Below are 24,385 nucleotides of genomic sequence, written 5' to 3'. Positions count from 1 at the left end.
GCGCGCCAGGCGCTTACGCCTTGGCGGCGGCCTTCGCTTCGCGCTTCGCGGCGCGGCGGAGCGCGACCACATCCACGATCTCTACCTTCCCGCCGGCTTTTTCAACCGCCTCGACCGCGGCTTTCGACGCGCCGGCGATCTTCAGCGTCAACGCGGCGCTCAACTCACCCTTCGCCAGAAGGCGCACGCCGTCGAGCGGCCGACGGATGACGCCGGCGGCGACCAGCGCCGTCTCGTCGAGTTCGGCCTTCGCCTCGATCACCCCGCGATCCAGCGCATCCTGAAGCGTTTTCAAGTTCACAATGGCGAAATTCTTGCCATTAATGTTGTTGAAGCCGCGCTTCGGCAGGCGCCGGGTGATCGGCATCTGGCCGCCCTCGAAGCCCTTGATGGCGACGCCCGAACGCGATTTCTGCCCTTTGACGCCGCGTCCCGCGGTCTTGCCGGTACCCGAACCGGGCCCGCGGCCGACGCGCTTGCGCGCCTTGGTCGCACCCGGATTGTCGCTGAGTTCATGCAGTTTCATGACGCTGTCTCCTTGAACCGGACGCAGGGGGCGGAGGCGTCAGAACCCCCTGGCCACGGGATTATGCGGAAGCGCGGCCGAAAGTCAGGCGCGCTCTTCGACGATTTCGACAAGATGCGGGATCGAGGCGACCATGCCCCGGACGGAGGGCGTATCCTCCAGCTCGCGCGTCTTGTGCATCTTGTTCAGTCCGAGACCGACCAGCGTCGCGCGCTGCTTGGCGGGACGGCGGATCGGGCTGCCGATCTGTTTCACGACGATGGTCGCCATCGTTCTGCTCCTTACGCTTCGGCCGGCGCCGGCTCGGCGTCGACCGGCGCCTCGTCGCCGCGACGGGCGATCTCGGCGACCTTCTTGCCGCGGCGGGCGGCGACCATGCGCGGCGAGTTCTCCTTGAGGAGCCCGTCGAAGGTCGCCCGGATCATGTTGTAGGGGTTCTGGCTGCCCGTGGACTTCGCCACCACATCCTCGACGCCCAGCATCTCGAAGATCGCGCGCATCGGACCGCCGGCGATGACGCCGGTGCCGGCCGGCGCGGTCCGCATCACCACCTTGCCGGCGCCGTGACGCCCGGACATGTCGTGATGCAGCGTGCGCCCCTCGCGAAGCGGCACCCGGATCAGGCCGCGCTTGGCGTCCTCGGTCGCCTTGCGGATCGCCTCCGGCACCTCGCGGGCCTTGCCCTTGCCGAAGCCGACGCGCCCCTTCTGGTCGCCGACCACGACGAGCGCCGCGAAGCCGAAGCGCTTGCCGCCCTTCACGGTCTTGGAGACGCGGTTGATCGCGACGAGGCGGTCCTGGAATTCCGGATCTTCGTCGCGACCCCGGCCGCGCCCGCGACCGCCGCGATTAGGTTCTCTGGCCATTATCGTCTCCTCAGAACTTCAGACCGCCTTCACGAGCGGCGTCGGCAAGCGACTTGACCTTCCCGTGAAAGAGGTAGCCGCCGCGGTCGAAGACCACGTCCTCGATCCCGGCGGACTTGGCCCGCTCGGCGATCGCCGCGCCGACTTTCGCCGCCGCCTCGATGTTGTTCCGCCCGATCATGCCGAGCGCCGCCTCGAGCGACGAGGCCGCCGCGAGGGTCACGCCGCGCGTATCGTCGATGATCTGCGCCGAAATGTTCTTCGACGAACGGTGCACGCTCAGACGTGGCTTGCCGTTCCCCATTTTCCTCAGTTTCGAGCGGACGCGCATCCGGCGCCGCTGAAACAAGGCTCGCTTGCTGTTCGCCATCTTGCCGGTCCTTACTTCTTCTTGCCTTCTTTGCGGAAGACAAACTCGCCCTTGTAGCGGATACCTTTGCCTTTATAGGGCTCGGGTTTGCGCCACTTGCGGATTTTCGACGCCACCTCGCCGACCAGTTGCTGATCGATCCCGGTGATCTCCACCTCGGTCGGCTTCGGCGTCTTGATCTCGACCCCGTCGGGGATGGCGAAATCGACGTCGTGACTATAGCCGAGCGCCAGCTTCAGCACCTTGCCCTGCGCCTGCGCGCGGTAGCCGACGCCCTGGATCTCCAGATCTTTCCTGAAGCCCTCGGAAACGCCGGTGACGAGGTTCTGAACCTGCGTCCGGGTCATGCCCCATTGCTGGCGCGCGCGCTTCGACTGCCCGCGCGGCGACACGGTTACGACATTGCCATCCACCTTGAAATCGATGTCGTCGGTCGCTGTGAACTTGCGGACGCCTTTCGGCCCCTTCACCTCGATGGTCTGGCCGGAGACAGCGGCGGACACTCCGCCGGGCATCTCCACGGGCCGTTTTCCGATACGTGACATGTCCGCCTCCTCAGAACACTGTGCAGAGCACTTCGCCGCCGACACGGGCGGCGCGCGCCTGCGCGTCGGACATGACGCCCTGCGGCGTCGAAACGATGGAGACGCCGAGTCCCTGACGGACCTCCGGGATCTCCGCGACGCCGGAATAGACGCGCCGGCCCGGCTTCGAGATGCGCTTCAGCTCGCGGATCGCGGGCGCGCCCTCGAAATACTTCAGGCTGATCACGAATTCGGGCTTGCCGGCGGATTCCTCTACCCGCTCGTAGGAGCGGATGTAGCCTTCGCCGACCAGCACGTCGAGAACCCAGCCGCGCAGCTTGGAGGCCGGCGTCCGGACGGTGGATTTGCCGCGCATCAGCGAGTTGCGGATGCGGGTGAGCATATCGCCGAGAGGATCGTTCATCTCTGTTCCCTCACCAGCTCGATTTCACCATGCCCGGAACCTGACCCATCGAGGCCAGCTCCCGGAGGGCGATGCGAGACATCTGAAGCTTGCGGTAATAGGCTTTCGGGCGCCCGGTCACCTTGCAACGGTTATGGAGCCGCGTCGCGGAAGAATTGCGCGGCAGCTCGGCGAGCTTGAGCCGCGCCTTGAAGCGCTCCTCCATCGAGAGGCTCTCATCCCGCGCCGTCGCTTTCAGCGCGGCGCGCTTCGCGGCATATTTGTCAACGAGCTCCTGACGCTTCTCTTCGCGCGCGATCATGCTTTTCTTGGCCATGTCTTTCTCCTCCGCGCTCAGCTCGTGAACGGCATGTTGAAATGCTTCAAAAGCGCCCGCGCCTCGGCGTCCGTCTTGGCGTTCGTCCCGATCACCACGTCCATGCCCCAGATCTGGTCGACCTTGTCGTACTCGATCTCGGGGAAGATGATGTGCTCGCGAATGCCCATGGCGAAATTGCCGCGGCCGTCGAACGCCGAGCCCTTCACGCCGCGAAAGTCGCGGATGCGGGGCATGGCGACGGTGATCAACCGGTCAAGAAACTCGTACATCCGGTCGCCGCGCAACGTCACCTTGACGCCGAGCGGCATGCCCTCGCGCAGCTTGAAACCGGCGATCGAGTTCTTCGCCTTGGTGATCACCGGCTTCTGGCCGGCGATCAGCATCATGTCGTCATGCGCCGACTTGATCTTCTTCGAGTCGGCGACGGCCTCGCCGACGCCCATGTTGAGGACGATCTTCTCGAGACGAGGGATCATCATGTCGTTCTTGTAGCCGAACTCTTCCTTCAGCGCGGGGCGGATCGTTTCCGCGAACAGCGCTTTCAGGCGCGGCGTGTAGCTGGCGGCGTCAAGCATCGATGACCTCCCCCGATTTCTTGGCGAAACGGACTTTCTTGCCATCGACGAACTTGAAGCCGACGCGCGTCGCGCCGCCGTCCTTCGGATCGACGAGCGCGAGATTGCTCAGGTCGATTGAAGCCGGATGCGGAATGCGGCCGCCCTGGCTGCCCTGGCTCTGCTTGGTGTGGCGAATGGCGATGTTGACGTCGGACACGACCGCACGGCCGTCCTTCGGCGCGACGCTCAGGATCTCGCCCTCCTTGCCTTTGTCTTTTCCGGCGAGGACGACGACCCTGTCGCCTTTTTTTAGTTTCGCGGCCATCAGAGGACCTCCGGCGCAAGGCTGATGATCTTCATGAAGTTCTTGGCGCGCAGCTCGCGGACCACCGGCCCGAAGATGCGGGTGCCGATCGGCTCCATGGTGTTGCTGAGGATCACCGCGGCGTTGCCGTCGAAACGGATCGCGGTGCCATCCTCGCGGCGCACTTCCTTGGCGGTCCGAACGACGACGGCCTTCCGGACCTCGCCCTTCTTCACCCGGCCGCGCGGAATGGCCTCCTTCACGGACACCACGATGATGTCGCCGACCGAAGCGTATTTCCGCTTCGAGCCGCCGAGCACCTTGATGCACTGCACCCGGCGGGCGCCGGAATTGTCGGCCACCGCCAGATTGGTCTGCATCTGGATCATGCTGGTTACTCCCGACCTGCAGGGACCCTAAGCCCTGCGGTTTCGATTAACCGGGGGATGTGAAAAGCGCCCTCAGGCGTCGATCACAACCTCCCAGCGTTTGGATTTCGACATCGGGGCGCATTCGCGAATGCGAACGGAATCACCCGTCTTGAAATGATTGTTCTCGTCATGCGCCCGATATTTCTTCGAACGACGGATCGTCTTCTTCAGAACCGGATGGGTGATCCGGCGCTCGACCAGAACCGTGACGGTCTTGTCGTTGGCGTCGGAAACTACCGCCCCGGAAAGAATGCGTTTGGGCATGACTTATTCTCCGGCGGCCGCTTCGGCGGCCTTCTGGTTCAGCACGGTCTTGACCCGCGCGGCGTTGCGGCGCGCCTTCTTGAAGGCGGCGGTGTTCTCAAGCTGGCCGGTCGCCTGCTGAAAGCGGAGGTTGAAGCTCTGCTTCTTCAGGTTCGCCAGCTCCTCACGCAGCTGGTCCGGCGTCTTGTCGCGCAGCTCTGCGGCGTTCATGTCCGCGATTCCTTTCCACATCACCGGAGAGCCTCCTGAAGGAGTCACTCTGAACACGGTGGAGATGACTAGAGGGGCGGCGTATACGCCGGTGCTCCGAAGGTGGCAAGGGTCCAACTCAAGAATCCGAGGTTTTTCGAACGACAAAGCGCGCCTTTACAAAATCAATGGACAAAGACCTCCAGATTCACTTCCCTTGCGGGCAGCGCCGGACCCATTTCAGGCAACCGAACCGCCCACACGAAATCCGGCAAGGCGATTATACAGTCTCAAACATACCTCCGCCCTTTACAATAACCTCTGCGCGATCGCTCAGAGAGTCGGTCAATATGCCGACATTCCGATAGGCTTCCTATGCACTTAGCGCGAACTAAAGGTCGATCCGCAGCCAACGCGCAACTAGCCATGAAGGACGGATACCATTCTATCAAACACTCCTGTTTTGCAATTAACTTGCAATACACACATAATGGCATAACCTTTCCTTACTGATTAAGGTCCAATGGGGATAAAAATGAAAGTATTTATCGTTACGCTGGCGCTCGCTCTGGTCGGTTCGCACGCTGATTCGTCAGAGGTAGGTCAAGCAATTGGCAAGACGGGCGCTGTGACACCGGCGGCACTGGCCATACTCGCTAATCAGCGTCGAGATCTTAGTCGCGATGTTGAGGTACGATTTGGCGAGCGGATTGAAACAACGGTCAGCGGAAATGCCGGCTTCGTCTTCGATGACAAGACACGACTTTACGTCGCTGAAAATAGCAGCATTCAGATTGACAGCTATGTTTACGAAGGGAATGGTCGCATCGATTTATCCATGCCAAAAGGCATTTTTCGACTCGCGTCGGGGAAAATCGGCGGCAAGAATATTACGGTGCGCACCGGGATAGCCGCAATCGGTCTACGCGGGACTGTCATTTCAGTCGGCACTGACCCAAGTCAGACCGTCATATACGTCGAACAAGGTGGTGCTGACGTGCAAGTGGGGCGGCGTTCGATCCCGGTCGAACAGGGGGAGTCTCTGAGAGCCTGACTCGAAACTCGGTCAAACATAACAATACCTTGCGAGGCGTCTGGTGAGCAGTCGGATATGCGCGACGTTCGCCCACGCCTCTGACGAGGCGATGGATCGCTCCCAGTCCTTGGCGAGACGGCGGCATCTTCCAAGCCATGCGAAGGTGCGCTCGACAACCCATCGCCTTGGAATGATCTCGAACCCTTCGGCGCGATCAGATCGCTTGATGATCTCGATGCGCCAGTCGCCGAACCCGGTCAGGGCGCGGCGCAGTTTCTTCCCGGCATAGCCGCCGTCTGCGAAGACGTGGCGCAGCCACGGTCAGCGTCTGCGGATGGACGCCAGCACGAGCGGGGCGCCGTCGCGGTCCTGCACGCCGGCGCCGTGAACGACCAGGCCAACCATCAGCCCAATCGTATCGACCACCATGTGGCGCTTGCGGCCCCTGATCTTTTTCCCAGCGTCGTAGCCGCAAACCCCTCCCGCCTCTGTGGTTTTCACGCTCTGACTGTCGATCACGCCTGCGGTCGGAGACGCCTCGCGCCCCTCCAGCTCCCGTGACACCATCACCAGCGCATTGTTGAGTGCGGGCCAGAAGCCTTCGTCCCGCCAGCGGTAGAAGTAACGCTGCACGGTCGAAACAGGCGGAAACTCCGTCGGTAGATAGCGCCAAGGGCAGCCGGTCGAGGCGATGTAAAGGATCGCGTTCATCACCTCCCGCAGATCGGTTGTGCGCGGGCGGCCCAGACCGCGTCGATCAGGCATGTAGGCGGCGATCACCTCCCATTCCCGATCCGTCGGTAGTGGGTCAGTTTGAAATCCAGCCTATCGCAGCTTTGATTTGCCCTGGGTCGCGCCCATCGCCATATTGAGGGCATGACACAGAGACCCAAACGCCCCGCCGATGCGAACCAGCTTGCGAAGCTGGTGGCGGATATTGCTACGGGGGAGGACGCGATACACGATCCAGACACGTCTGCACAGCGTAAGGGCGGGAAAAAGGGCGGCGAGGCGCGAGCAGCGTCTCTCACGCCGCAGCAGCGCGAAGAGATAGCGCGTGTCGCTGCCGAAGCACGCTGGAAGAAGGGCTAGGCAGCTACTTCTGCGCTAAACTTGCGCTCCTCGATGTCGTCACGGAAATCAAACAGCATCTGGATCGGTCGCTGGCCTTCGTGAATTGCATTGTAAGCCTCGACATCGGTGTTGAGTTGCACACAGTCGCCAACGATCTGCTCTCGACGTTGAATGAAAGCCTTCTGCATGTGCTCCCTTGGAGCATCTTTCATGATGGCCCAAAATGTATATTGGACGCCGCCCTTGCTTACGCGCACGGCATGATTGACGCGATAGCGACGACCATCTTTGTCGGTAGCGTATTCTTCCCGAAGTGCGGTGGACATGTCAGACGCCAGCTTATCCAAGGGATCAACCTTGGGCATTTCAATCATGCCCTTAGATATCCCCCATGCGACTGCCTCGCGCGCAGTAGCGGGCACAGAGCCATGCTCGGCTTCATACCTATGCCACACCCCTTGAAGCTGCTCTTTGTATTTGGCCATTTCGACCTCCTTAAAGGTTCAAAGGGACAGGATCGCCCCACCCGTCCATAGTTGCAGCCCCCTTTAGGAACTGCCTGATTTTGACCTTATGCTTCGCAAGCCAACTGTATTTGTTGACCTTGTACTGCACCGACATCTTGTACTGTAGTTGCCCAACAATAATGCCAGGGTGGCGCTGCAAACGTCGCGCCAAACCAAGCGTATCTCGCTCTGCCATATAGGGATATTTGCGGATCACAAAGGATTCCAGCGCGTCTTGATCTGCGCAAAACTGCGAGGCGGCACTGTTGGCCCGCATTTCTTCTTCCGGCAAATTCTCCGCTTCTGGGTCGAGGTCAACATCCACAATCTCAGACGATAGCTGGTTTCTTTGCCCATCCTTGTGCAGCAGGTGTTCAATTTCGTGACGCAGCACAAACCAGAAATTGTCGATCCTGTCGTGACGGCACGTCATGCCGATAACGGGAGACTTGCCGTCCAGCCAAAAGCATACGCCGTCGATATTCGCCTTTGGCAGAGTTTCCACCACAACGAACCGAATACCCGCATCGGCGAGAATGCGCGGCACATTTCTGATTTCCTCCGGATCAACCAAGAGACGTTCAAGCTCACCAAGCGCCCCCTCAAGTTTCTTCTCTGAGTATGCGGGGACGACGATTTCCTGGGCGATCTGTTTGACGCGATACAGCCATGCCCACTGCAGGGGCGTGGTCTCGGAATAGTCTCCACCCTTCTTTGCGTTATGTGTCAGGCAAGGAACCTGATCCAAAGAATTGGTCCCGAAAAAACGCATTACCTGCGCCTCAAGGAGCGAGATATCTTGCGTGTATTCGAACCAGTTTCTTTTAATCATCTCCCGAATTGGAAAGATCGATTGCAGTTTCGCCCTACGCTCAATCGCGGGGTCCGCCTCGTTAGCGGTGGACAACTCGTACGCTTTCTGGAGGTTCAAAAAATACTCCGCAGAAATCCCAAATGCTTTAGAAAGCGACCGAGCCATGTCCGGGCTGATACCACGCTTGCCCGACATGATCGGGTTAATAGCCTGCTCTTTAACGCCCAGAATGTATGCGAGGTCGCGCTGCGCCCACCCGCGCGCCTCAAGTTCGTCTCGAATGAACTCCCCCGGATGAGGGACTTCTTTCAATAGTGCAGCGATGCTCATTGAGTGCCCTCCTTAGTGCGGGTCGCCAATAAAGGTGACTGTGGCTACAGCGCCTGCTCCCTCACCTGATACCGTGAAGAAAATTCGATACTGCCTGTTCACGCGAACTTGCCTTGTTCCATTTTCGGCTCCCTTGCGGATTTTGTAATCCAGCCCCCCGAGGTTAAAGAGGTCGCTTTCGAACGTCGCAGCCTCGAGCTTCAACAGCGTCTTTCGAGCGGCTTTAATCACGGCGACCGGCAGCCCAATCTTGTGAGCATCGTCTGTGCATATTCGTGCCAGATCGTCGTTTGCGAACTTCACTTCCATGCCGACTCTACATATATCCGCCCGCTCCGGAGGTCAATGATCGACTTAACGCCATGCGTTAATTTTGTAATATGCTTGACTATCGGTCATTTTGAAATTATATCAATCTCATGAACAAGCTGGACACCAAGACCCGCGCCCTGATCCTCCGCCTTCTGGTTGAGGGCAACAGCATTCGCGCCACGGCGCGCGTCGCAGATGTGTCCAAGAACACCGTCAACAAGCTCCTGATCGACGCGGGCAAGGCTTGCTCGGAATATCACGACGCCAACGTTCGCGACGTGAAGGCTTCCGTCGTCCAGTGCGATGAGATCTGGTCGTTCACCTACGCCAAGCAGAAGAACGTCGCTGGTGCGAAGGCCGCTCCCGAGGGCGCGGGCGACACCTGGACGTGGACGGCGCTCGACAGCGAGAGCAAGCTGATCGTGTCCTATATGGTCGGCGGACGTGACAGCGAATACGCCATCGCCTTCATGGACGATCTGCGAGCCCGTCTGGCGAACCGCGTCCAGCTAACCACGGACGGCCACAAAGCCTATCTGGAGGCCGTTGAGGGCGCGTTCGGCGGCGACGTGGACTATGCGCAGCTCATCAAGATTTACGGCGGCGAGACCGGCTCCAAGGGGCACGAAAAGAAATACAGCCCCGCCGAATGCACTGGCATCAAGAAGCGCCGGGTGGAAGGCTCGCCCGATCCCAAGCTGGTCAGCACCTCGCATGTTGAGCGCCAGAACCTGACGATGCGTATGCACATGCGCCGCTTCACCCGTCTGACCAACGGCTTCTCCAAGAAGGTCGAGAACCACTGCTACGCTGTGGCGCTGCACTTCATGTTCTACAACTTCGTGAAGGTCCACCAGACGCTGCGCGTCACTCCGGCGATGGCCGCTGGCCTGACTGATCGGCTTTGGGATATCTCGGACATCGTGAAGCTGATTGAGGATGCTGAGCCTGCCCCCACGAAGCGCGGCCCCTACAAGAAGCGTCAGCCGGAAAATTCAAACTGACCCACTACCGATCCGTCAGGTCGCTTGCATAGCGCGCTGACCGTCGCGCATATTCCGCGCGGGCGATATCATCCCAGGGCATCGGGCCTCCGTCAGTCGTTGCAAACCGACGTGAATCACAACCCTCTGATATCGCTCAACTCATTTCGGGGCAGGCTCTGACGATAAAGAATGACGGCTCCTCCGGAGTATCCGCTGGCTGGCCACTCGCACTTAACGCCGCTATCTCGGCAATGAGTGCGCAACTCGCAATGGTTTCATCCGTCTCCATGAGCGTGCCGATCGAAACGATGCAGCGACTGCAATCGAAAGCGTCGAAAAGCGCTGATCAGGGATTCGTCTCACCTAAAAATTTCTCCAGTTCAAGTTTTGGCTGTCACTGACATTGAGGCACAATTATGCACGGATTGAAAACTGGCGCGGCTCTAGCTGTGAACGTCTGCATCGCGCTACTCATATCGGGCTGCGTGTCACCGCAGAAGGACTTCGCCACTTCTTCCGATGCTTCGCTGCGCAAGGTTCCACCGGTGACACAAGGCCAATTCGGAACGATTGAAATCGAAGGCTTCCAAGTTCCCTTGCAGGAAGGCGACTGGGTGGAAATCGGAACGATTGATCAGACAACCGATCCTAATTTTCCCGCAAAATCACATGTTCTTGTCAGTGAGAGCGGGGGAGTTATCGACCGTATCGTGATAATATCAAGACAGTCTGCGCTTGGAAGCAAACAATTCGGTGAGTTTGCGAGTTGTCTGGACAGTTCGAATCTCGCCAGCGAGGTGATCAGCTACGCTTCCGCCACAGCAGATTGCACTTATGTCCGCGCTGTTCCCTGGCTGGGAGGTGGCGATTTCGGGAAAATGCTTAGCGACTACGGCGGCGAGAGAAACGCATACGTTCCGCTCGTGACAGTCGGCCCAAGGATCGCGTTGAATTTGGCGCCGAATGAACGGATCGCCAAAGACTACTGCTTCAACCCGGATTTGATCGCGCCCAATCCGAATGGCGACGCATGGCGGCCGGAAGATTGGGCTGCTGGTTCCGCAGCAGGGCTGTCTCAGGTAGAGGTGATCAAGGCGATGCAGAGTTTCGGCGCGACTGTGCGCTCCCAGATCAAGCAGGGCAATTCCGTCGTATCGTAGACTGTTCTGCGAACGGCGATCGTTAGGAGTGAACCGACGTCGTGACGCCCCGATCGGCGTGTAAACGAAGAGGCCCCGCTCGGCTCTGGGCGAGGCCTCTTCAATCGGAGGCACAGCGGCCTTTGATCTTACCAGTCCTCGCGCGTAACGAATCGGCACTTGATCGGCAGCTTCATCGCCGCCAATCGGAGCGCCTCCTTTGCCACAGGCTCGCTCACCCCGTCAATCTCGAACATGATGCGGCCGGGCTTCACCTTGGCCGCCCAGTACTCGACCGAACCCTTGCCCTTGCCCATGCGGACCTCGGTGGGTTTCTGCGTGACGGGCACATCCGGGAAGATCCGGATCCACACCCTGCCCTGCCGCTTCATGTGGCGGGTCAGGGCGCGGCGCGCAGCCTCGATCTGCCGGGCGGTGATCCGCTCGGGCTCGCTCGCCTTCAGGCCGTAATGGCCGAAGTTGAGATCAAACCCGCCCTTGGCCTCGCCATGGATGCGGCCCTTGTGCTGTTTGCGGAATTTCGTCCGTTTCGGAGACAGCATCTTTCTATCCTCTCAGCAGGGCGGGCTCAGCGCGCGGGGCGCGAGCCGCCCTCTTGGCTTTCGGCCTGACGGCGGTCATGGGCCTGCGGATCGTGCTCAAGAACCTCGCCCTTGAAGATCCAGACCTTCACGCCGCAGATACCGTAAGCGGTCTTCGCCTCGGCCTGCGCGTAATCGATATCGGCGCGGAGCGTATGCAGCGGCACACGACCTTCACGATACCACTCGGTCCGGGCGATCTCGGCGCCGCCGAGACGGCCCGCGAGGTTCATCCGGATCCCCTGCGCGCCCATCCGCATCGCGTTCTGCACCGCGCGCTTCATGGCGCGGCGAAACGCCACGCGGCGCTCAAGCTGCTGCGCCACGTTCTCTGCCAGTAGCTGCGCGTCGACCTCGGGCTTCCTGATCTCGACGATGTTGAGATGCAGCTCCGATTTCGTCAGCTTCGCGACTTCCTTGCGCAGTCCCTCGATATCGGCGCCCTTCTTGCCGATGATCACGCCGGGCCGCGCGGTGTGGATCGTCACCCGGCATTTCCGGTGCGGACGTTCGATCACGACACGGGAAACCCCGGCGTTCGCGCATTTCTTCTTGATGAAGTCCCTGATCTTCAGGTCCTCGTGCAGAAGCGGGCCATAATCCCTGGTGTTCGCGAACCAGCGGCTGTCCCAGGTGCGGTTGACCTGCAGGCGCAGCCCGATCGGATTGACTTTCTGTCCCATTAGGCCTGCTCCTCGACCTGCCGCACCTTGATGGTGATCTGCGCGAACGGCTTCAGTATCTTGCCGAACCGGCCGCGGGCGCGCGGCTGGCCGCGCTTCAGCGTCAGGTTCTTGCCGACGTAAGCCTCCGCGACCACCAGATCGTCGACGTCGAGACCGTGGTTGTTCTCGGCGTTGGCGATGGCGCTCTGCAGCGTCTTCTTCACGTCTACCGCGATCCGCTTCTTCGAAAAGCTGAGATCGGCCAGCGCCTTCGCAACCGGCTTCTTCCGGATCATCCCGGCGACGAGGTTAAGCTTCTGCGGGCTGGTTTTCAGCATCCGGCTCACGGCCAGCGCCTCGTTCTCGGCCTCGCGACGGGGATTCTTCGACTGTCCCATCGATTATCTCCGCTTCGCTTTCTTGTCGGCCATATGGCCGTAATAGGTGCGCGTCGGCGAGAACTCGCCGAACTTGTGGCCGATCATGTCTTCCGAGACATTGACCGGAATGTGCTTCTTGCCGTTGTAGACGCCGAATGTCAGCCCGACGAACTGCGGCAGGATGGTGGAGCGGCGGGACCAGATCTTGATGACCTGGTTCTTGCCGGACCCCTGCGCCTTCTCGGCCTTCTTCAGGACATGGGCGTCGACGAACGGACCCTTCCAGACGGAACGTGGCATGTTTACCGTCCTCTCTTATCGTTTGTTCTTGCGGGCGTGACGGCTCCGCAGAATGTACTGATCTGTCGCCTTGTTGTGGCGCGTGCGGTGGCCCTTGGTCGGCTTGCCCCAGGGCGTGACCGGATGCCGGCCGCCCGAGGTCCGGCCCTCGCCGCCGCCATGCGGGTGATCGATCGGGTTCATCACCACGCCCCGCACCGAAGGCCGCTTGCCCATGTGACGGACACGGCCGGCCTTGCCGAGATTCTGGTTCGAATTGTCGGGGTTCGAAACCGCGCCGATCGTCGCCATGCACTCCTGGCGCACCGCGCGCAGCTCGCCCGATGAGAGCCGGATCTGCGCATAGCCGCCGCCCCGCCCGACGAACTGGGCGTAGGTCCCGGCCGAACGGGCGATCTGTCCGCCCTTGCCCGGCTTCATCTCGATATTGTGGACGATCGAGCCGACAGGCATGCCCGAGAAGGGCATCGCGTTGCCGGGTTTCACGTCGACCTTGGCGCCGGAGATCACGCTGTCGCCCACGGCGAGGCGCTGCGGCGCCAGAATGTAGGCCCGCTCACCGTCCTCATAGCGGATCAGCGCGATGAAGGCGGTCCGGTTCGGATCGTACTCGATCCGCTCCACGACCGCGGACACATCGTGTTTGCTCCGCTTGAAGTCGACCACGCGATAGAGCCGCTTCGCTCCGCCGCCGATGCGCCGCGCCGTGATCCGTCCGGTGTTGTTGCGCCCGCCCTTTTTCGTCAGACCCTCGGTGAGGGACTTGACGGGACGGCCTTTCCACAGCTCCGAACGGTCGATCAGAACCAGCCCGCGCTGGCCCGGCGTCGTCGGCTTGTACGATTTTAACGCCATCTTTCTGTCTTCCGCTGCTGTTGGCTCAAAGACCCGTGGTCACGTCGATGGCGTTGCCATCTTCGAGAGTCACATAGGCCTTCTTCACGTCGTTCCGCCTGCCGGGACGACCTCTGAACCGTTTCACCTTACCCTTCGTGATCGTCGTGTTGACGGCCTTGACCTTCACATTGAAGAGGGCCTCGACCGCCGCCTTGATCTCGGGCTTCGTCGCCGCCTTGGCGACCTCGAAAACGACCGCGTTGGCCTCAGAGGCCATGGTCGCCTTCTCGGTGATCACCGGCCGACGGACAACGTCGTACTGCTCCGCTTTCGCGCTCATTTCAGACGCTCCTCAAGGGCCGCGACCGCGGCCGTCGTCAGGACCAGCCGGTCACGGCGCAGAATGTCGTAGACGTTCGCGCCCCGGCTCGGCAGCACATCCAGGCCCTGAATATTCCTGGCCGCGCGGGCGAAACCCGCATCGACCGCGGCGCCGTCGATCACCAGCGCCTTGCCGATGCCGAGCTTCTCCATCGCCGTCTTCAGGTCCTTCGTCTTGCCGCTCTCCAACGTCGCGGCGTCGAGCACGATCAGCTCGCCAGCCTGCGCCTTGGCCGAAAGCGCGTGACGCAGCCCGAGCGCGCGAACCTTCTTCTGAAGGTTGTGCGCGTGGCTCCGCACCACCGGCCCCTTGGCCGTGCCGCCGCCGCGGAAGATGGTGACGCCGCGATCACCGTGACGCGCGCCGCCGGACCCCTTCTGCCGGACGATCTTCTTCGTCGAATAATGGGTTTCACCCCGGCTCAGCGTCTTGTGGGTGCCGGCCTGGCGTTTCGCCAGCTGCCAGCGCACCACGCGCTGCAGGATGTCGGCCCGCGGATCGAGGCCGAACACCTCGTCCGCAAGCTCGATCGAGCCCGCCGCGCCAGCGTCGAGATTGATCACATCGGTCTTCATTTCTCTTCGCCTCCTTCGGGCTTCCCGCCCTCGGCCGCGTCACCGTCGCCGTCACCAGCCTTGATATCAGCCTCCGCGGCCTTCAGCGCGGCTTCCTCGGCCTCGGCGGCCTCGGCGGCGAGGCGCTGGGCCTCCGCGGCCTCGGCGGCGGCGGACTCGGCCGCGGCGGCTTCGGCCGCTTCGCGCGCCGCCTTGGCGGCGGAGCGGAGCGCGGCGGGCAGGATCACGCCTTCCGGCGCCGCCTTCTTCACCGCGTCCTTGATCGTGACCCAGCCGCCCTTGGAGCCGGGAACCGCGCCCTTGACCATGATCAGGCCGCGCTCACTATCGGTCTTGACGACCTGCAGGTTCTGCGTGGTGATCCGGGCGGCGCCCATGTGGCCGGCCATCTTCTTGCCCTTGAACACCTTGCCCGGGTCTTGGCACTGGCCGGTAGAACCGTGCGAGCGGTGGCTGACGGAAACGCCGTGGGAGGCGCGCAGCCCGCCAAAATTGTGCCGCTTCATCGCGCCGGCGAAGCCCTTGCCGACCGAGGTGCCGCTGACGTCGACGAACTGGCCGGCGAAGTAATGATCCGCGGTCAACTCCTCGCCGACGCCGATCATGTTCTCCGGCGCGACGCGGAACTCGGTGAGCTTCCGCTTCGGCTCGATCTTGGCGACCGCGAAATGGCCGCGCATCGGCTTCGTGACGTTCTTCGCCTTCGCGGCGCCGGCCCCGAGCTGCACGGCGGTGTAGCCGTCACGCTCGGCCGTGCGCTGCGCGACGACCTGAACATTGTCCATCTGCAGAACGGTGACAGGAATCTGCCGGCCGTCTTCGGTGAACAGCCGGGTCATGCCCAGCTTCTTTGCGATTACTCCAGAGCGCATGGCCCGCGTCTCCTCAGAGCTTGATCTCAACGTCGACACCGGCGGCGAGGTCGAGCTTCATCAGCGCGTCCACCGTCTGCGGCGTCGGGTCCACGATGTCCAGGAGCCGCTTGTGGGTGCGGATCTCGAACTGCTCGCGGGATTTCTTGTCCACGTGCGGGCCGCGAAGGACCGTGTATTTCTCGATCTTCGTCGGCAGCGGAATCGGTCCGCGCACCTCGGCGCCCGTGCGCTTGGCGGTGTCCACGATCTCCAGCGTGCTGCTGTCAAGCACGCGGTGGTCGAAGGCCTTGAGCCGGATCCGGATGTTCTGACTTTGCATCTCTCTCGCCCTTCCGGGGCTGGTGGGATCGGGGGCGCGGCGTTCCGCGCCCCCTTTCCCGGTTCCTTACTCGATGATTTTTCCGACGACGCCGGCTCCGACGGTGCGGCCGCCTTCGCGGATGGCGAAGCGCAGGCGCTCCTCCATGGCGATCGGGGCGATCAGCGTCACTTCCATCTTCACGTTGTCGCCCGGCATCACCATCTCGGTGCCCTCGGGCAGCGCGCAGGTGCCGGTCACGTCCGTCGTCCGGAAGTAGAACTGCGGCCGGTAGTTGGTGAAGAACGGCGTGTGCCGCCCGCCCTCGTCCTTGGTCAGGATATAGGCCTCGGCCGTGAACTTCGTGTGCGGCTTCACCGAGCCCGGCTTGCAGAGCACCTGGCCCCGCTCCACGCCCTCGCGGTCGACGCCGCGCAGAAGCGCGCCGATATTGTCGCCCGCCTCGCCCCGGTCCAGAAGCTTGCGGAACATCTCCACGCCGGTGCAGATCGTCTTCTTCGTGTCCTTGATCCCGACGATCTCGATCTCTTCGCCGACCTTGATCACGCCGCGCTCGACACGCCCCGTCACCACCGTGCCGCGACCCGAAATCGAGAACACGTCCTCGATCGGCATCAGGAACGGCTGGTCGATCGGACGATCCGGCTGCGGGATGAACGCGTCCACCGCCGCCATCAGCTCGGCGGTCTTCTCCGCCCCGATCTCGGGGTCGCGATCCTCCAGCGCCGCAAGCGCCGAACCGGCGATGATCGGCGTGTCGTCGCCCGGGAAATCGTACTCGGTCAGAAGCTCGCGAACCTCCATCTCGACCAGTTCGAGAAGCTCCGGATCGTCGACCTGGTCAACCTTGTTCAGGAAAACCACCATCGCCGGAACGCCGACCTGCTTGGCCAGAAGAATATGCTCGCGCGTCTGCGGCATCGGACCGTCCGCCGCGTTCACCACCAGGATCGCGCCGTCCATCTGCGCCGCGCCCGTGATCATGTTCTTCACGTAATCCGCGTGGCCCGGGCAATCGACATGCGCGTAGTGGCGCGCCTCCGTCTCGTACTCGACATGCGCCGTCGAGATCGTGATCCCGCGCGCCTTCTCCTCCGGCGCCGCGTCGATCATGTCATAGGCCTTGAACTCGCCGAACTGCTTCGTGATCGCAGCCGTCAGCGTCGTCTTGCCATGGTCAACATGACCAATCGTCCCGATGTTGCAGTGCGGCTTCGTACGCTCAAACTTCGCTTTCGCCATGATGGCCCTCCATCAGTATGCGGTCGGTCCGGGGTCCGGACGCCTGACCGTCTGTTTTCACGATCAGGCGTATTTCGCCTGGATTTCCTGGCTGATCGCCTGCGGTACAGGCTCGTAGTGGTCGAACTGCATTGTGAACTGCGCGCGCCCCTGCGACATGGAGCGGAGCGTGTCAACGTATTTGAACATGTTCGCCAGCGGCACATAGGCGTCGACGACATTCGCGTTGCCGCGCGCCTCCTGCCCCTGCACCTGACCGCGCCGCGAAGTCAGGTCGCCGATCACATTGCCGGTGAACTCTTCCGGCGTGACCACCTCGACCTTCATGATCGGCTCCAGCAGCTTCGCGCCGGCCTTCTTCAGGCCCTCGCGCATCGCCGCCCGGCCCGCGATCTCGAAGGCGAGAACCGACGAGTCGACATCATGGAACGCGCCATCGAGCAGCTGGACCTTGAAGTCGATGACCGGGAACCCGGCCAACGGCCCTGAATCCATGACCGACTTGATGCCTTTCTCGACGCCCGGGATGTACTCCTTCGGGATCGCGCCGCCGACGATCTTCGACTCGAACGAATAGCCCTCGCCCGGTTCGGTCGGCATGATGACCATCTTGACGCGGGCGAACTGGCCCGAGCCGCCGGACTGCTTCTTGTGCGTGTAGTCGATCTCGGCTTCATGGCTCACCGTCTCGCGATAAGCGACCTGCGGCGCGCCGATATTGGCCTCGACCTTGAATTCACGCTTCAGCCGGTCGACCAGGATGTCGAGATGCAACTCGCCCATCCCCTTCATGATCGTCTGGCCGGATTCGAGATCGGTCGAAACCTGGAAGGACGGATCCTCGGCCGCGAGCCGCTGAAGGCCCTGGCTCATCTTCTCCTGGTCGGCCTTGGTCTTCGGCTCGACCGCGATCTCGATCACCGGGTCGGGGAAGGTCATCGTCTCGAGCACCACCGGGTTGGCCGGATCGCAGAGCGTGTCGCCCGTCGTCGTGTCCTTCAGTCCGGCGAGCGCGATGATATCGCCGGCGAAGGCCTCGTCGATCTCTTCGCGGTTGTTCGAGTGCATCATCATCATGCGCCCGATCCGCTCACGCTTGCCCTTCGTCGCGTTCAGCATCTGGCCGCCCTTGTTGAGCTTGCCGGAATAGATGCGCGTGAAGGTGAGCGAGCCGACGAACGGGTCGTTCATGATCTTGAACGCGAGGCCGGAGAACGGCTCGTCGTCATTCGCATGACGGGCGAGATCGCGGGTCTCGGTCTCGTCGCCCGGCCGGAATCCCATATAGGGCTTCACATCGAGCGGGCCGGGAAGATAGTCGATGACCGCGTTGAGAAGCGGCTGCATGCCCTTGTTCTTGAAGGCGGAGCCCGCGAGAACCGGCACGAAGACCATGTCCAGCGTGCCCTTGCGGATCAGCCGTCGGATCGTCGCGATGTCGGGCTCGTTCCCCTCAAGGTAAGCCTCCATCACGTCATCCTCGAGTTCGACCGCGCGCTCCAGCATGTCGGCGCGCATCTCGGCGCACTTGTCGGCCAGCTCGGCGCGGATCGGCTGACGGACCCAGCTCGCGCCGAGGTCCTCCCCCTGCCAGACCCATTCCTCCATGGTGATGAGATCGACCGCGCCTTCGAGCTCGGTCTCGGAGCCGATCGGGCACTGGATCGGCAGCGGCTGCGCGCCGGTCCGGTCCTTGATCATCTTCACGCAGTTGAAGAAGTCGGCGCCGATCTTGTCCATCTTGTTGACGAAGACGATCCGCGGCACGTGATAGCGGTCGGCCTGCCGCCAGACGGTCTCCGTCTGCGGCTCGACCCCGGCGTTGGCGTCGAGAACGCAGACCGCGCCGTCGAGCACCGCGAGCGAACGCTCCACCTCGATGGTGAAGTCGACGTGGCCGGGGGTGTCGATGATGTTGAAGCGATGCTTCGGCGTCTCCGCCTCGGTTCCGGTCGAAGTCCGCTCCCAGAACGTGGTCGTCGCGGCGGACGTGATCGTGATGCCGCGCTCCTGCTCCTGCTCCATCCAGTCCATCGTCGCGGCGCCGTCATGGACTTCGCCAAGCTTGTGGGACTTTCCGGTGTAAAAGAGGATGCGCTCCGTGCACGTCGTCTTGCCGGCGTCGATATGCGCCATGATGCCGAAATTTCGGTAGCGCTCGAGGGGATAATCGCGGGCCATGGGTCCAGGTCCTTCGGGGGTTACCAGCGGTAGTGGCTGAACGCCTTGTTGGCGTCGGCCATCTTGTGGGTGTCTTCACGTTTCTTCACGGCCGCGCCGCGGCCGTTCACCGCGTCCATCAGCTCGCCCGCGAGGCGCTCTTCCATCGTGTGCTCGTTGCGCGCGCGGCTCGACTTGATGAGCCAGCGGATCGCCAGCGCCTCGCGCCGCTCCGGGCGCACCTCGACCGGCACCTGGTAGGTGGCGCCGCCGACCCGGCGGGAGCGCACCTCGACGGAGGGTTTGATGTTGTCCAGCGCCTCGTGGAACACCTCGATCGGCGCCTTCTTCATCTTGTCTTCGACGCGGCTCATCGCGCCATAGACGATCCCCTCGGCGACGGACTTCTTGCCGTCGAACATGAGGTTGTTCATGAACTTGGTCAGGATCCGGTCGCCATATTTGGCGTCGGGCAGAATATCGCGCTTTTCCGCGGAATGACGGCGTGACATCTCGCGCTCTCCTTACTTCGGCCGCTTGGCGCCGTATTTCGACCGCCGCTGACGGCGCGAAGGCACGCCCTGGGTGTCGAGAACGCCGCGAAGAATATGATAGCGAACGCCCGGAAGGTCCTTCACGCGGCCGCCGCGGATCAGAACAACCGAGTGCTCCTGAAGGTTATGACCCTCGCCCGGGATATACGAGATCACCTCGTAACCGTTCGTCAGGCGCACCTTCGCGACCTTCCGGAGCGCCGAGTTCGGCTTCTTCGGCGTCGTCGTGTAGACGCGGGTGCAGACGCCGCGCTTCTGGGGACAGGCCTCCAGATGCATCGACTTCTTGCGCACCGGCTTGGGCCGCCGGGGGTTCCGGATCAGCTGCTGGATCGTGGGCATCGGGCTCACACCCCATCTTTACTTCATACCATGCGTCCCGGCGGTCGCCGAAACGCGCGAAACGCCAAAGAACGGCCTTTCGACCGTCTTTGGCGGAAAATCAGAGGATCGAGGCCGAGACCCGGATCGTGGACGCCAAACTTGGGCATTTGTCTCACCCCGGCAGGACACGGCCCTACGGGATGCGCGGCTTCTATGGGCGGGGGGGAATCATGTCAAGGGCGGAAAGGGCCGAAGGTTAACGCTTTCCGGCCCGGCGCCGGCGCCGCGCAATCCCCGCGATCGGCGTTGCCGCCGCGCCGGCAATCTGCGAAAGACCGGCGCCGGGATCGAGCCCGCCGCCGTCAGCCGGTCGAAAACTCAATCGCGGCCAGGGTGGCGGCTGGCGGCGCCCTACGCCGCGAACGAAACGATACAGGAACAATGCGTGACCGAAACACTGAACGCCTGGGCGCCCCGCATTCTCAGCATCCTGCGCATCGTCGCGGGCCTCATCTTCATGGCGCATGGCACGCAGAAGCTCCTCGGCTTTCCCTTTGCCGAGAGCGGGCCGGCGGCCTTCTCGCTCTCCTGGACCGCCGGCGTGATCGAACTTGTCTGCGGCGCCCTGATCGCGGCCGGCTTCCTGACCCGGGCGGCGGCCTTCCTCGCCTCGGGGATGATGGCGGTCGCCTACTGGATCGCGCATGCGCCGCAGGACTTCTTCCCGGTCAACAACGGCGGCGACGCGGCGATCCTCTACTGCTTCGTCTTTCTCTACCTGGTCTTCGCCGGCCCCGGCCCCTGGAGCGTCGACGCCATGCGGTCGCAGGCGACGCCGCGGTAGACTCGCGAACCCGTCGGCGCGCGCCGGGGATTCGAAGGCCGGCTCGCACGACCACAGCGCGCCGGCCTCTCCGCCCCTCCGGGCATCAAATATGCTGATCGGCCCCGCGCCGTCCCGCCGTTGAACTTGCGGGCGCCCGCCTCCTGGCGCAGTCTCTCCGAACGCCCCGACAGGATCATCGCCCATGTCCACCATCCTCCGCCCCCGCGACCTCGCCTTCATGCTGCATGACGTGATCGGGGTGGAGCGGTTTGCGAACCACCCCGCCCACGCCGGGCAGACGCGGGCCGATTACGACCAGATCCTCGATCTCGCGGAAGGGGTCGCGACGCGCGAATGGGCGCCGCTGGCGGCGCGGCTCGATGTGGAGGAGCCGGCGTTCGAGAACGGCCGCGTCCGCATCATCCCGGAGGCGAAAGCCGCGCTCGACGCTTACTGGGCCGCCGGTTTCCAGACCGCCGGCTTCGCGGAGGAACTTGGCGGCATGGGCCTCCCCTTCACCGTGGCGCAGGGCGTCTCCGCCTGGTTCAACGCCGCCAATGTCTCGCTCAACGGCTACGCCATGCTCTCGGTTGGCGTCGGCGCGATGCTGGCGGCGCATGGCTCCGAGAGCCAGATCGCCGAATATCTGCCGCCGATCCTCGAAGGCCGCTGGACCGGCACCATGTGCCTTTCCGAGCCGCAGGCCGGCTCCGGCCTCGCCGATATCCGCACGCGGGCGGAGGAACAGCCGGACGGGACATACCGGCTCTTCGGCTCGAAAATGTGGATCTCCGGCGGCGAGCATGAGCTTTCCGAGAACATCGTCCATATGGTCCTTGCGAAGATCCCCGGCGGCCCGGCGGGGGTGAAGGGCATCTCGCTCTTCATCGTCCCGAAGATTCTCGCGGACGGAACCCGGAACGATATCCGCCTCATAGGCCTCAACCACAAGATGGGCTTTCGCGGCACCACCAACTGCGCGCTGAATTTCGGCGACGAGGGCGGCGCCGTCGGCTGGCTCGTGGGCGAGAAACACAACGGCCTCGCCTGCATGTTCCACATGATGAACGAGGCGCGGATCGGCGTCGGCCTCGGCGCCGCCTGCCTCGGCTACACAGGCTATCTCCACGCGCTCGAATACGCGAAGGAGCGCAAGCAGGGCCGCGCGCCCGACATGAAGGACCCGACCAGCCCGCCGGTCCCGATCATCGGGCACGCCGATGTCAAACGCATGCTCCTGCAGATGAAATCCTACGCCGAGGGCGCGCTGATGCTGGTCCTCTACGGCGCCTCGCTGGTGGACGAGGCCCGGCTGGGCGACGAGGGCGCGGCGGCGCTGCTGGATCTGATGACCCCCATCATGAAGTCATGGCCCTCCGAATACGGTCTGCGCGCCAACGAGATCGCGATTCAGGTCTTCGGCGGCGCCGGCTATACCCGCGACTATCCGGTCGAGCGGCTCTATCGCGACAACCGGCTCAACCACATCCACGAGGGAACGCGCGGCATACAGGGCATGGACCTTCTCGGCCGCAAGATCCCGCAGGGCGGCGGCGCCGGGCTCCACCGCCTCGCCGCCGCGATCGAGGCGACGGCGGGCGAGGCCGCGATGCGCCCCGGTCTTTCCGAACTGGCCGAGAGCCTCCGCTACGCCGCCGCGCGGGCGATGAAGACGACGGAGACGATGACCGGCGCCGCGCACGCCGCCGGCCCGGCCGCCTATCTGGCCAACGCGACGATCTATCTCGACATGCTCGGCCATGTCGCGGTCGCCTGGCTCTGGCTGAAACAGGCTCTCGTCGCTGAGGCCGCGCTGGAGGGCGCAAGCGGCGAGGAGCGCGCCTTCCTCAGCGGCAAGCTGACCGCCGCGCGCTATTTCCACCGCTACGAGCTGCCCGCCATCGGCCCCGCCTGCGACCTGCTCGAGGCGATGGACCGCACCTGTCTCGACGCCGCGCCCGAAAGCCTCTGAGCGCTCAGAAAAGGAAATCGTCGGCGTCGATCTCCGAGATATCGACATCCGAGAGCGTGATCTGGCCGTTGCCGCCGTCCCGGATGACGGTGTCGCCGTCCATTTGCCGGATCGTCAGGTCGGCCATGCTGTTCACCCCGCTATGGCCGGTGAAATTCAGCACCTCCTTCGTGGGGTTGAAATCCGCGATCCGGTCACGGCCGAAATTGTCGGTGAAGATGAACCGGTCCCGCGCGCCGCCGCCGATCAGGAAATCGGCGCCGGGGCCGCCCTCCAGCCGGTCTGACCCGGGCCCGCCGACCAACCGGTCCGCCCCCACCTCGCCGAGAATGTTGTCGCGCCCGTAGGCGCCGATGAGAATATCCGCGCCGCGGCCGCCAACGATCGCGTCGGCGCCGTCACCGCCGTTCAACGTGTCGTCGCCCAGCGCGCCGAACACCATGTCGGTTCCGCGCTGCCCGAACATCAAGTCGTCGCCGCCGCCGCCCCGCAGCGTGTCGGCCCCGCTGTTGCCGCGGATCACGTCGTCATCCGCGCCGCCGAGGATACTGTCGGCGCCGCCGCGGCCGAAAAGCGAATCTTCGCCGGCGAAGCCGCGAATCAGATTCCCGCGATCACCGCCTTCGATCCCGTTATTGCCCTCGTCGCCGTCCAGCGTCTCGCCGTCGAGCACCGGCGCGGCTCTCGCCGCCGCAGGCGCCGCTCCCGCCGCCGCGGGCGCGGGCGCGGGCGCCGAGACGTCGATCGAAACCTCAAACTCCGTCGCGCCGCCGACGTCGTCCTCAACCCTGACCGTCGCTTCGAAGGCCCCGTCCGCATCGGATTCGGGGACGAAAACGAAAGTCCCGTCCCTGGAGAGGGTGAAATCCCCCGCCCCATCCTCCTCGAGCAGCGTGAAGCGCAGCGCGTCGCCTTCCACGTCGCTCGCCGGCAAAACGCCCTTGAGCGCGGTCCCCGCGACGACGGAGAACGCCTGATCCGCCGCCTCCGGCGCATCGTTCAGCCCGGTGACGGTCAGCGGAACCATGGCCGCGATCCTGCTCTCGCCGTCCTGCAGGTCGAACAGAATCGAAAGCGATTCCGCCTCGCCCGCGCCGAGATCGGCGAACTGCGCGAAATCGACGACGATTCGTCCGTCGAAGGAACCGTTCTCCAGCACCGGGGCGAAGACGACGCTCCGCACCGTGTCGTCAGAGACGATCTTGATCGTCTCCGCGGTCGGGATGACGATACCGGGCTCGTCGAGAGCCGCCTTCAGGTCCAGCACAACACCGCCGTCGGCGTCGGTGTAGGCGAAGCCTGCATTTTCAAACGTCGTCAGGGGCACAATGGTGACTCCACATCTCTGATCGCCGCCAAAAAACGACGCCATCCGATCAGTGTCAAATGCTATGATCCGGC

General features: G+C 63.1%; 35 protein-coding genes and 1 pseudogene. 6 read left to right on the top strand and 30 right to left on the bottom strand.

Annotated features, from left to right (window positions below; translation table 11 throughout):
• Nucleotides 1–13: 13 nt before the first annotated feature.
• The 12 genes from rplO to rpmC all read right to left on the bottom strand — a co-directional run bounded on the left by rplO (nt 14) and on the right by rpmC (nt 4,795).
• Nucleotides 14–526 (bottom strand): 50S ribosomal protein L15, encoded by a 513-nt coding sequence (rplO, locus tag G5B40_RS20380; RefSeq protein ID WP_165102803.1) that lies wholly within the window; start codon nt 524–526, stop codon nt 14–16.
• Between the two features lie 84 nt (nt 527–610).
• The gene (gene rpmD / locus G5B40_RS20375; protein ID WP_165102800.1) at nt 611–796 is read right to left on the bottom strand and encodes a 50S ribosomal protein L30; all 186 of its coding nucleotides are present in this window, start codon (nt 794–796) and stop codon (nt 611–613) included.
• An 11-nt stretch (nt 797–807) separates the two neighbouring features.
• Nucleotides 808–1,392 carry a 30S ribosomal protein S5 gene (gene rpsE / locus G5B40_RS20370; protein ID WP_165102797.1) on the bottom strand — a complete coding sequence of 195 codons (585 nt, stop codon included), beginning with the start codon at nt 1,390–1,392 and terminating at the stop codon, nt 808–810.
• 10 nt (nt 1,393–1,402) lie between these two features.
• Entirely contained in the window at nt 1,403–1,762 is a 360-nt protein-coding gene (gene rplR, locus G5B40_RS20365) for a 50S ribosomal protein L18 (RefSeq protein WP_165102794.1), read from the bottom strand.
• Between the two features lie 11 nt (nt 1,763–1,773).
• Entirely contained in the window at nt 1,774–2,307 is a 534-nt protein-coding gene (gene rplF, locus G5B40_RS20360; RefSeq protein ID WP_165102791.1) for a 50S ribosomal protein L6, read from the bottom strand.
• 10 nt (nt 2,308–2,317) lie between these two features.
• Nucleotides 2,318–2,710: a 30S ribosomal protein S8 gene (rpsH, locus tag G5B40_RS20355; RefSeq protein WP_165102788.1), complete on the bottom strand. Its 393-nt coding sequence runs from the start codon at nt 2,708–2,710 to the stop codon at nt 2,318–2,320.
• Between the two features lie 10 nt (nt 2,711–2,720).
• Nucleotides 2,721–3,026 (bottom strand): 30S ribosomal protein S14, encoded by a 306-nt coding sequence (gene rpsN, locus G5B40_RS20350; protein ID WP_165102785.1) that lies wholly within the window; start codon nt 3,024–3,026, stop codon nt 2,721–2,723.
• Between the two features lie 17 nt (nt 3,027–3,043).
• The gene (gene rplE, locus G5B40_RS20345; RefSeq protein ID WP_165102782.1) at nt 3,044–3,604 is read right to left on the bottom strand and encodes a 50S ribosomal protein L5; all 561 of its coding nucleotides are present in this window, start codon (nt 3,602–3,604) and stop codon (nt 3,044–3,046) included.
• Nucleotides 3,597–3,911, bottom strand: a complete 315-nt coding sequence (gene rplX, locus G5B40_RS20340) for a 50S ribosomal protein L24 (protein ID WP_165102779.1) — start codon at nt 3,909–3,911, stop codon at nt 3,597–3,599. The genes rplE and rplX overlap by 8 nt, the downstream gene beginning before the upstream one ends.
• A complete protein-coding gene (gene rplN, locus G5B40_RS20335; RefSeq protein WP_165102776.1) occupies nt 3,911–4,279 on the bottom strand; it encodes a 50S ribosomal protein L14 in 369 nt (122 codons plus the stop codon). Before rplN ends, rplX begins: the two co-directional genes overlap by 1 nt.
• Nucleotides 4,280–4,351: 72 nt before the next feature.
• Complete coding sequence (gene rpsQ, locus G5B40_RS20330) at nt 4,352–4,585, bottom strand: 30S ribosomal protein S17 (RefSeq protein ID WP_165102773.1); 234 nt, start codon at nt 4,583–4,585, stop codon at nt 4,352–4,354.
• A 3-nt stretch (nt 4,586–4,588) separates the two neighbouring features.
• Nucleotides 4,589–4,795 carry a 50S ribosomal protein L29 gene (gene rpmC, locus G5B40_RS20325; RefSeq protein WP_165102770.1) on the bottom strand — a complete coding sequence of 69 codons (207 nt, stop codon included), beginning with the start codon at nt 4,793–4,795 and terminating at the stop codon, nt 4,589–4,591.
• Between the two features lie 514 nt (nt 4,796–5,309).
• Here rpmC and G5B40_RS20320 point away from each other — a divergent pair.
• Nucleotides 5,310–5,828, top strand: coding sequence for a FecR domain-containing protein (locus tag G5B40_RS20320; RefSeq protein ID WP_165102767.1), 519 nt, complete (start codon nt 5,310–5,312; stop codon nt 5,826–5,828).
• 12 nt (nt 5,829–5,840) lie between these two features.
• Here the strand turns inward: G5B40_RS20320 and G5B40_RS20315 are convergent.
• Nucleotides 5,841–6,608 (bottom strand): annotated as a pseudogene (locus tag G5B40_RS20315) (IS5 family transposase); the annotation flags it as partial.
• A 78-nt stretch (nt 6,609–6,686) separates the two neighbouring features.
• On the opposite strand from G5B40_RS20315, the gene G5B40_RS20310 reads away from it, so the two are divergent.
• On the top strand, nt 6,687–6,902 hold the full coding sequence (locus tag G5B40_RS20310; protein ID WP_165095577.1) for a histone H1: 216 nt from the start codon (nt 6,687–6,689) through the stop codon (nt 6,900–6,902).
• On the opposite strand, the gene G5B40_RS20305 is transcribed toward G5B40_RS20310, so the two are convergent.
• The 3 genes from G5B40_RS20305 to G5B40_RS20295 are packed head-to-tail and all read right to left on the bottom strand — an operon-like array spanning nt 6,899 to nt 8,843.
• The gene (locus G5B40_RS20305) at nt 6,899–7,369 is read right to left on the bottom strand and encodes a hypothetical protein (protein ID WP_165095580.1); all 471 of its coding nucleotides are present in this window, start codon (nt 7,367–7,369) and stop codon (nt 6,899–6,901) included. The genes G5B40_RS20310 and G5B40_RS20305 overlap by 4 nt on opposite strands.
• Before the next feature lie 10 nt (nt 7,370–7,379).
• Nucleotides 7,380–8,534, bottom strand: a complete 1,155-nt coding sequence (locus G5B40_RS20300) for a HigA family addiction module antitoxin (RefSeq protein ID WP_165095583.1) — start codon at nt 8,532–8,534, stop codon at nt 7,380–7,382.
• A 12-nt stretch (nt 8,535–8,546) separates the two neighbouring features.
• Entirely contained in the window at nt 8,547–8,843 is a 297-nt protein-coding gene (locus G5B40_RS20295; protein WP_165095586.1) for a type II toxin-antitoxin system RelE/ParE family toxin, read from the bottom strand.
• Nucleotides 8,844–8,953: 110 nt separating this feature from the next.
• On the opposite strand from G5B40_RS20295, the gene G5B40_RS20290 reads away from it, so the two are divergent.
• Nucleotides 8,954–9,850: a DDE-type integrase/transposase/recombinase gene (locus tag G5B40_RS20290; protein WP_165095589.1), complete on the top strand. Its 897-nt coding sequence runs from the start codon at nt 8,954–8,956 to the stop codon at nt 9,848–9,850.
• A gap of 398 nt (nt 9,851–10,248) precedes the next feature.
• Nucleotides 10,249–10,992 carry a hypothetical protein gene (locus tag G5B40_RS20285; protein WP_165102764.1) on the top strand — a complete coding sequence of 248 codons (744 nt, stop codon included), beginning with the start codon at nt 10,249–10,251 and terminating at the stop codon, nt 10,990–10,992.
• Between the two features lie 128 nt (nt 10,993–11,120).
• On the opposite strand, the gene rplP is transcribed toward G5B40_RS20285, so the two are convergent.
• From rplP to rpsL, 13 genes are all read right to left on the bottom strand, one after another.
• Complete coding sequence (gene rplP / locus G5B40_RS20280) at nt 11,121–11,534, bottom strand: 50S ribosomal protein L16 (RefSeq protein WP_165102761.1); 414 nt, start codon at nt 11,532–11,534, stop codon at nt 11,121–11,123.
• Nucleotides 11,535–11,560: 26 nt separating this feature from the next.
• A complete protein-coding gene (rpsC, locus tag G5B40_RS20275; RefSeq protein WP_165102758.1) occupies nt 11,561–12,256 on the bottom strand; it encodes a 30S ribosomal protein S3 in 696 nt (231 codons plus the stop codon).
• Nucleotides 12,256–12,636, bottom strand: coding sequence for a 50S ribosomal protein L22 (gene rplV / locus G5B40_RS20270; protein WP_165102755.1), 381 nt, complete (start codon nt 12,634–12,636; stop codon nt 12,256–12,258). Before rplV ends, rpsC begins: the two co-directional genes overlap by 1 nt.
• Nucleotides 12,637–12,639: 3 nt before the next feature.
• Nucleotides 12,640–12,918 (bottom strand): 30S ribosomal protein S19, encoded by a 279-nt coding sequence (gene rpsS / locus G5B40_RS20265; RefSeq protein ID WP_165102752.1) that lies wholly within the window; start codon nt 12,916–12,918, stop codon nt 12,640–12,642.
• 15 nt (nt 12,919–12,933) lie between these two features.
• Nucleotides 12,934–13,773 carry a 50S ribosomal protein L2 gene (gene rplB / locus G5B40_RS20260; protein ID WP_165102749.1) on the bottom strand — a complete coding sequence of 280 codons (840 nt, stop codon included), beginning with the start codon at nt 13,771–13,773 and terminating at the stop codon, nt 12,934–12,936.
• A gap of 25 nt (nt 13,774–13,798) precedes the next feature.
• Entirely contained in the window at nt 13,799–14,095 is a 297-nt protein-coding gene (locus G5B40_RS20255; RefSeq protein WP_165102746.1) for a 50S ribosomal protein L23, read from the bottom strand.
• Nucleotides 14,092–14,712, bottom strand: a complete 621-nt coding sequence (rplD, locus tag G5B40_RS20250) for a 50S ribosomal protein L4 (protein WP_165102743.1) — start codon at nt 14,710–14,712, stop codon at nt 14,092–14,094. Before rplD ends, G5B40_RS20255 begins: the two co-directional genes overlap by 4 nt.
• Nucleotides 14,709–15,584, bottom strand: coding sequence for a 50S ribosomal protein L3 (rplC, locus tag G5B40_RS20245; protein ID WP_165102741.1), 876 nt, complete (start codon nt 15,582–15,584; stop codon nt 14,709–14,711). The genes rplD and rplC overlap by 4 nt, the downstream gene beginning before the upstream one ends.
• A 13-nt stretch (nt 15,585–15,597) precedes the next feature.
• The gene (rpsJ, locus tag G5B40_RS20240; protein ID WP_165102738.1) at nt 15,598–15,906 is read right to left on the bottom strand and encodes a 30S ribosomal protein S10; all 309 of its coding nucleotides are present in this window, start codon (nt 15,904–15,906) and stop codon (nt 15,598–15,600) included.
• Nucleotides 15,907–15,972: 66 nt separating this feature from the next.
• On the bottom strand, nt 15,973–17,148 hold the full coding sequence (gene tuf / locus G5B40_RS20235; protein WP_165102735.1) for an elongation factor Tu: 1,176 nt from the start codon (nt 17,146–17,148) through the stop codon (nt 15,973–15,975).
• 63 nt (nt 17,149–17,211) lie between these two features.
• Nucleotides 17,212–19,329 (bottom strand): elongation factor G, encoded by a 2,118-nt coding sequence (fusA, locus tag G5B40_RS20230; RefSeq protein WP_165102733.1) that lies wholly within the window; start codon nt 19,327–19,329, stop codon nt 17,212–17,214.
• Nucleotides 19,330–19,349: 20 nt separating this feature from the next.
• Nucleotides 19,350–19,820 carry a 30S ribosomal protein S7 gene (gene rpsG / locus G5B40_RS20225; RefSeq protein ID WP_165102730.1) on the bottom strand — a complete coding sequence of 157 codons (471 nt, stop codon included), beginning with the start codon at nt 19,818–19,820 and terminating at the stop codon, nt 19,350–19,352.
• Nucleotides 19,821–19,832: 12 nt separating this feature from the next.
• A complete protein-coding gene (rpsL, locus tag G5B40_RS20220; protein WP_165103904.1) occupies nt 19,833–20,204 on the bottom strand; it encodes a 30S ribosomal protein S12 in 372 nt (123 codons plus the stop codon).
• 427 nt (nt 20,205–20,631) lie between these two features.
• Between rpsL and G5B40_RS20215 the strand changes: the two genes are divergently transcribed.
• Both G5B40_RS20215 and G5B40_RS20210 read left to right on the top strand, forming a co-directional pair.
• Nucleotides 20,632–21,030, top strand: a complete 399-nt coding sequence (locus G5B40_RS20215; protein WP_211907377.1) for a DoxX family protein — start codon at nt 20,632–20,634, stop codon at nt 21,028–21,030.
• A 184-nt stretch (nt 21,031–21,214) separates the two neighbouring features.
• Nucleotides 21,215–22,984 (top strand): acyl-CoA dehydrogenase, encoded by a 1,770-nt coding sequence (locus G5B40_RS20210; protein WP_165102728.1) that lies wholly within the window; start codon nt 21,215–21,217, stop codon nt 22,982–22,984.
• Between the two features lie 4 nt (nt 22,985–22,988).
• Here G5B40_RS20210 and G5B40_RS20205 read toward each other — a convergent pair whose 3' ends face one another.
• Nucleotides 22,989–24,311 carry an Ig-like domain-containing protein gene (locus G5B40_RS20205; protein WP_165102725.1) on the bottom strand — a complete coding sequence of 441 codons (1,323 nt, stop codon included), beginning with the start codon at nt 24,309–24,311 and terminating at the stop codon, nt 22,989–22,991.
• Nucleotides 24,312–24,385: the final 74 nt, after the last annotated feature.

The organism is Pikeienuella piscinae (assembly GCF_011044155.1).
GTDB lineage: Bacteria > Pseudomonadota > Alphaproteobacteria > Rhodobacterales > Rhodobacteraceae > Pikeienuella > Pikeienuella piscinae.
This window is presented reverse-complemented; position numbering and strand designations above follow the sequence as displayed.

Excerpts from the sequence above, each read along its gene's own strand:
- rplO (WP_165102803.1), bottom strand. The coding sequence starts at position 526 with ATGAAACTGCATGAACTCAGCGACAATCCGGGTGCGACCAAGGCGCGC.
- rpmD (WP_165102800.1), bottom strand. The coding sequence starts at position 796 with ATGGCGACCATCGTCGTGAAACAGATCGGCAGCCCGATCCGCCGTCCC.
- rpsE (WP_165102797.1), bottom strand. The coding sequence starts at position 1,392 with ATGGCCAGAGAACCTAATCGCGGCGGTCGCGGGCGCGGCCGGGGTCGC.
- rplR (WP_165102794.1), bottom strand. The coding sequence starts at position 1,762 with ATGGCGAACAGCAAGCGAGCCTTGTTTCAGCGGCGCCGGATGCGCGTC.
- rplF (WP_165102791.1), bottom strand. The coding sequence starts at position 2,307 with ATGTCACGTATCGGAAAACGGCCCGTGGAGATGCCCGGCGGAGTGTCC.
- rpsH (WP_165102788.1), bottom strand. The coding sequence starts at position 2,710 with ATGAACGATCCTCTCGGCGATATGCTCACCCGCATCCGCAACTCGCTG.
- rpsN (WP_165102785.1), bottom strand. The coding sequence starts at position 3,026 with ATGGCCAAGAAAAGCATGATCGCGCGCGAAGAGAAGCGTCAGGAGCTC.
- rplE (WP_165102782.1), bottom strand. The coding sequence starts at position 3,604 with ATGCTTGACGCCGCCAGCTACACGCCGCGCCTGAAAGCGCTGTTCGCG.
- rplX (WP_165102779.1), bottom strand. The coding sequence starts at position 3,911 with ATGGCCGCGAAACTAAAAAAAGGCGACAGGGTCGTCGTCCTCGCCGGA.
- rplN (WP_165102776.1), bottom strand. The coding sequence starts at position 4,279 with ATGATCCAGATGCAGACCAATCTGGCGGTGGCCGACAATTCCGGCGCC.
- rpsQ (WP_165102773.1), bottom strand. The coding sequence starts at position 4,585 with ATGCCCAAACGCATTCTTTCCGGGGCGGTAGTTTCCGACGCCAACGAC.
- rpmC (WP_165102770.1), bottom strand. The coding sequence starts at position 4,795 with ATGAACGCCGCAGAGCTGCGCGACAAGACGCCGGACCAGCTGCGTGAG.
- G5B40_RS20320 (WP_165102767.1), top strand. The coding sequence starts at position 5,310 with ATGAAAGTATTTATCGTTACGCTGGCGCTCGCTCTGGTCGGTTCGCAC.
- G5B40_RS20310 (WP_165095577.1), top strand. The coding sequence starts at position 6,687 with ATGACACAGAGACCCAAACGCCCCGCCGATGCGAACCAGCTTGCGAAG.
- G5B40_RS20305 (WP_165095580.1), bottom strand. The coding sequence starts at position 7,369 with ATGGCCAAATACAAAGAGCAGCTTCAAGGGGTGTGGCATAGGTATGAA.
- G5B40_RS20300 (WP_165095583.1), bottom strand. The coding sequence starts at position 8,534 with ATGAGCATCGCTGCACTATTGAAAGAAGTCCCTCATCCGGGGGAGTTC.
- G5B40_RS20295 (WP_165095586.1), bottom strand. The coding sequence starts at position 8,843 with ATGGAAGTGAAGTTCGCAAACGACGATCTGGCACGAATATGCACAGAC.
- G5B40_RS20290 (WP_165095589.1), top strand. The coding sequence starts at position 8,954 with ATGAACAAGCTGGACACCAAGACCCGCGCCCTGATCCTCCGCCTTCTG.
- G5B40_RS20285 (WP_165102764.1), top strand. The coding sequence starts at position 10,249 with ATGCACGGATTGAAAACTGGCGCGGCTCTAGCTGTGAACGTCTGCATC.
- rplP (WP_165102761.1), bottom strand. The coding sequence starts at position 11,534 with ATGCTGTCTCCGAAACGGACGAAATTCCGCAAACAGCACAAGGGCCGC.
- rpsC (WP_165102758.1), bottom strand. The coding sequence starts at position 12,256 with ATGGGACAGAAAGTCAATCCGATCGGGCTGCGCCTGCAGGTCAACCGC.
- rplV (WP_165102755.1), bottom strand. The coding sequence starts at position 12,636 with ATGGGACAGTCGAAGAATCCCCGTCGCGAGGCCGAGAACGAGGCGCTG.
- rpsS (WP_165102752.1), bottom strand. The coding sequence starts at position 12,918 with ATGCCACGTTCCGTCTGGAAGGGTCCGTTCGTCGACGCCCATGTCCTG.
- rplB (WP_165102749.1), bottom strand. The coding sequence starts at position 13,773 with ATGGCGTTAAAATCGTACAAGCCGACGACGCCGGGCCAGCGCGGGCTG.
- G5B40_RS20255 (WP_165102746.1), bottom strand. The coding sequence starts at position 14,095 with ATGAGCGCGAAAGCGGAGCAGTACGACGTTGTCCGTCGGCCGGTGATC.
- rplD (WP_165102743.1), bottom strand. The coding sequence starts at position 14,712 with ATGAAGACCGATGTGATCAATCTCGACGCTGGCGCGGCGGGCTCGATC.
- rplC (WP_165102741.1), bottom strand. The coding sequence starts at position 15,584 with ATGCGCTCTGGAGTAATCGCAAAGAAGCTGGGCATGACCCGGCTGTTC.
- rpsJ (WP_165102738.1), bottom strand. The coding sequence starts at position 15,906 with ATGCAAAGTCAGAACATCCGGATCCGGCTCAAGGCCTTCGACCACCGC.
- tuf (WP_165102735.1), bottom strand. The coding sequence starts at position 17,148 with ATGGCGAAAGCGAAGTTTGAGCGTACGAAGCCGCACTGCAACATCGGG.
- fusA (WP_165102733.1), bottom strand. The coding sequence starts at position 19,329 with ATGGCCCGCGATTATCCCCTCGAGCGCTACCGAAATTTCGGCATCATG.
- rpsG (WP_165102730.1), bottom strand. The coding sequence starts at position 19,820 with ATGTCACGCCGTCATTCCGCGGAAAAGCGCGATATTCTGCCCGACGCC.
- rpsL (WP_165103904.1), bottom strand. The coding sequence starts at position 20,204 with ATGCCCACGATCCAGCAGCTGATCCGGAACCCCCGGCGGCCCAAGCCG.
- G5B40_RS20210 (WP_165102728.1), top strand. The coding sequence starts at position 21,215 with ATGTCCACCATCCTCCGCCCCCGCGACCTCGCCTTCATGCTGCATGAC.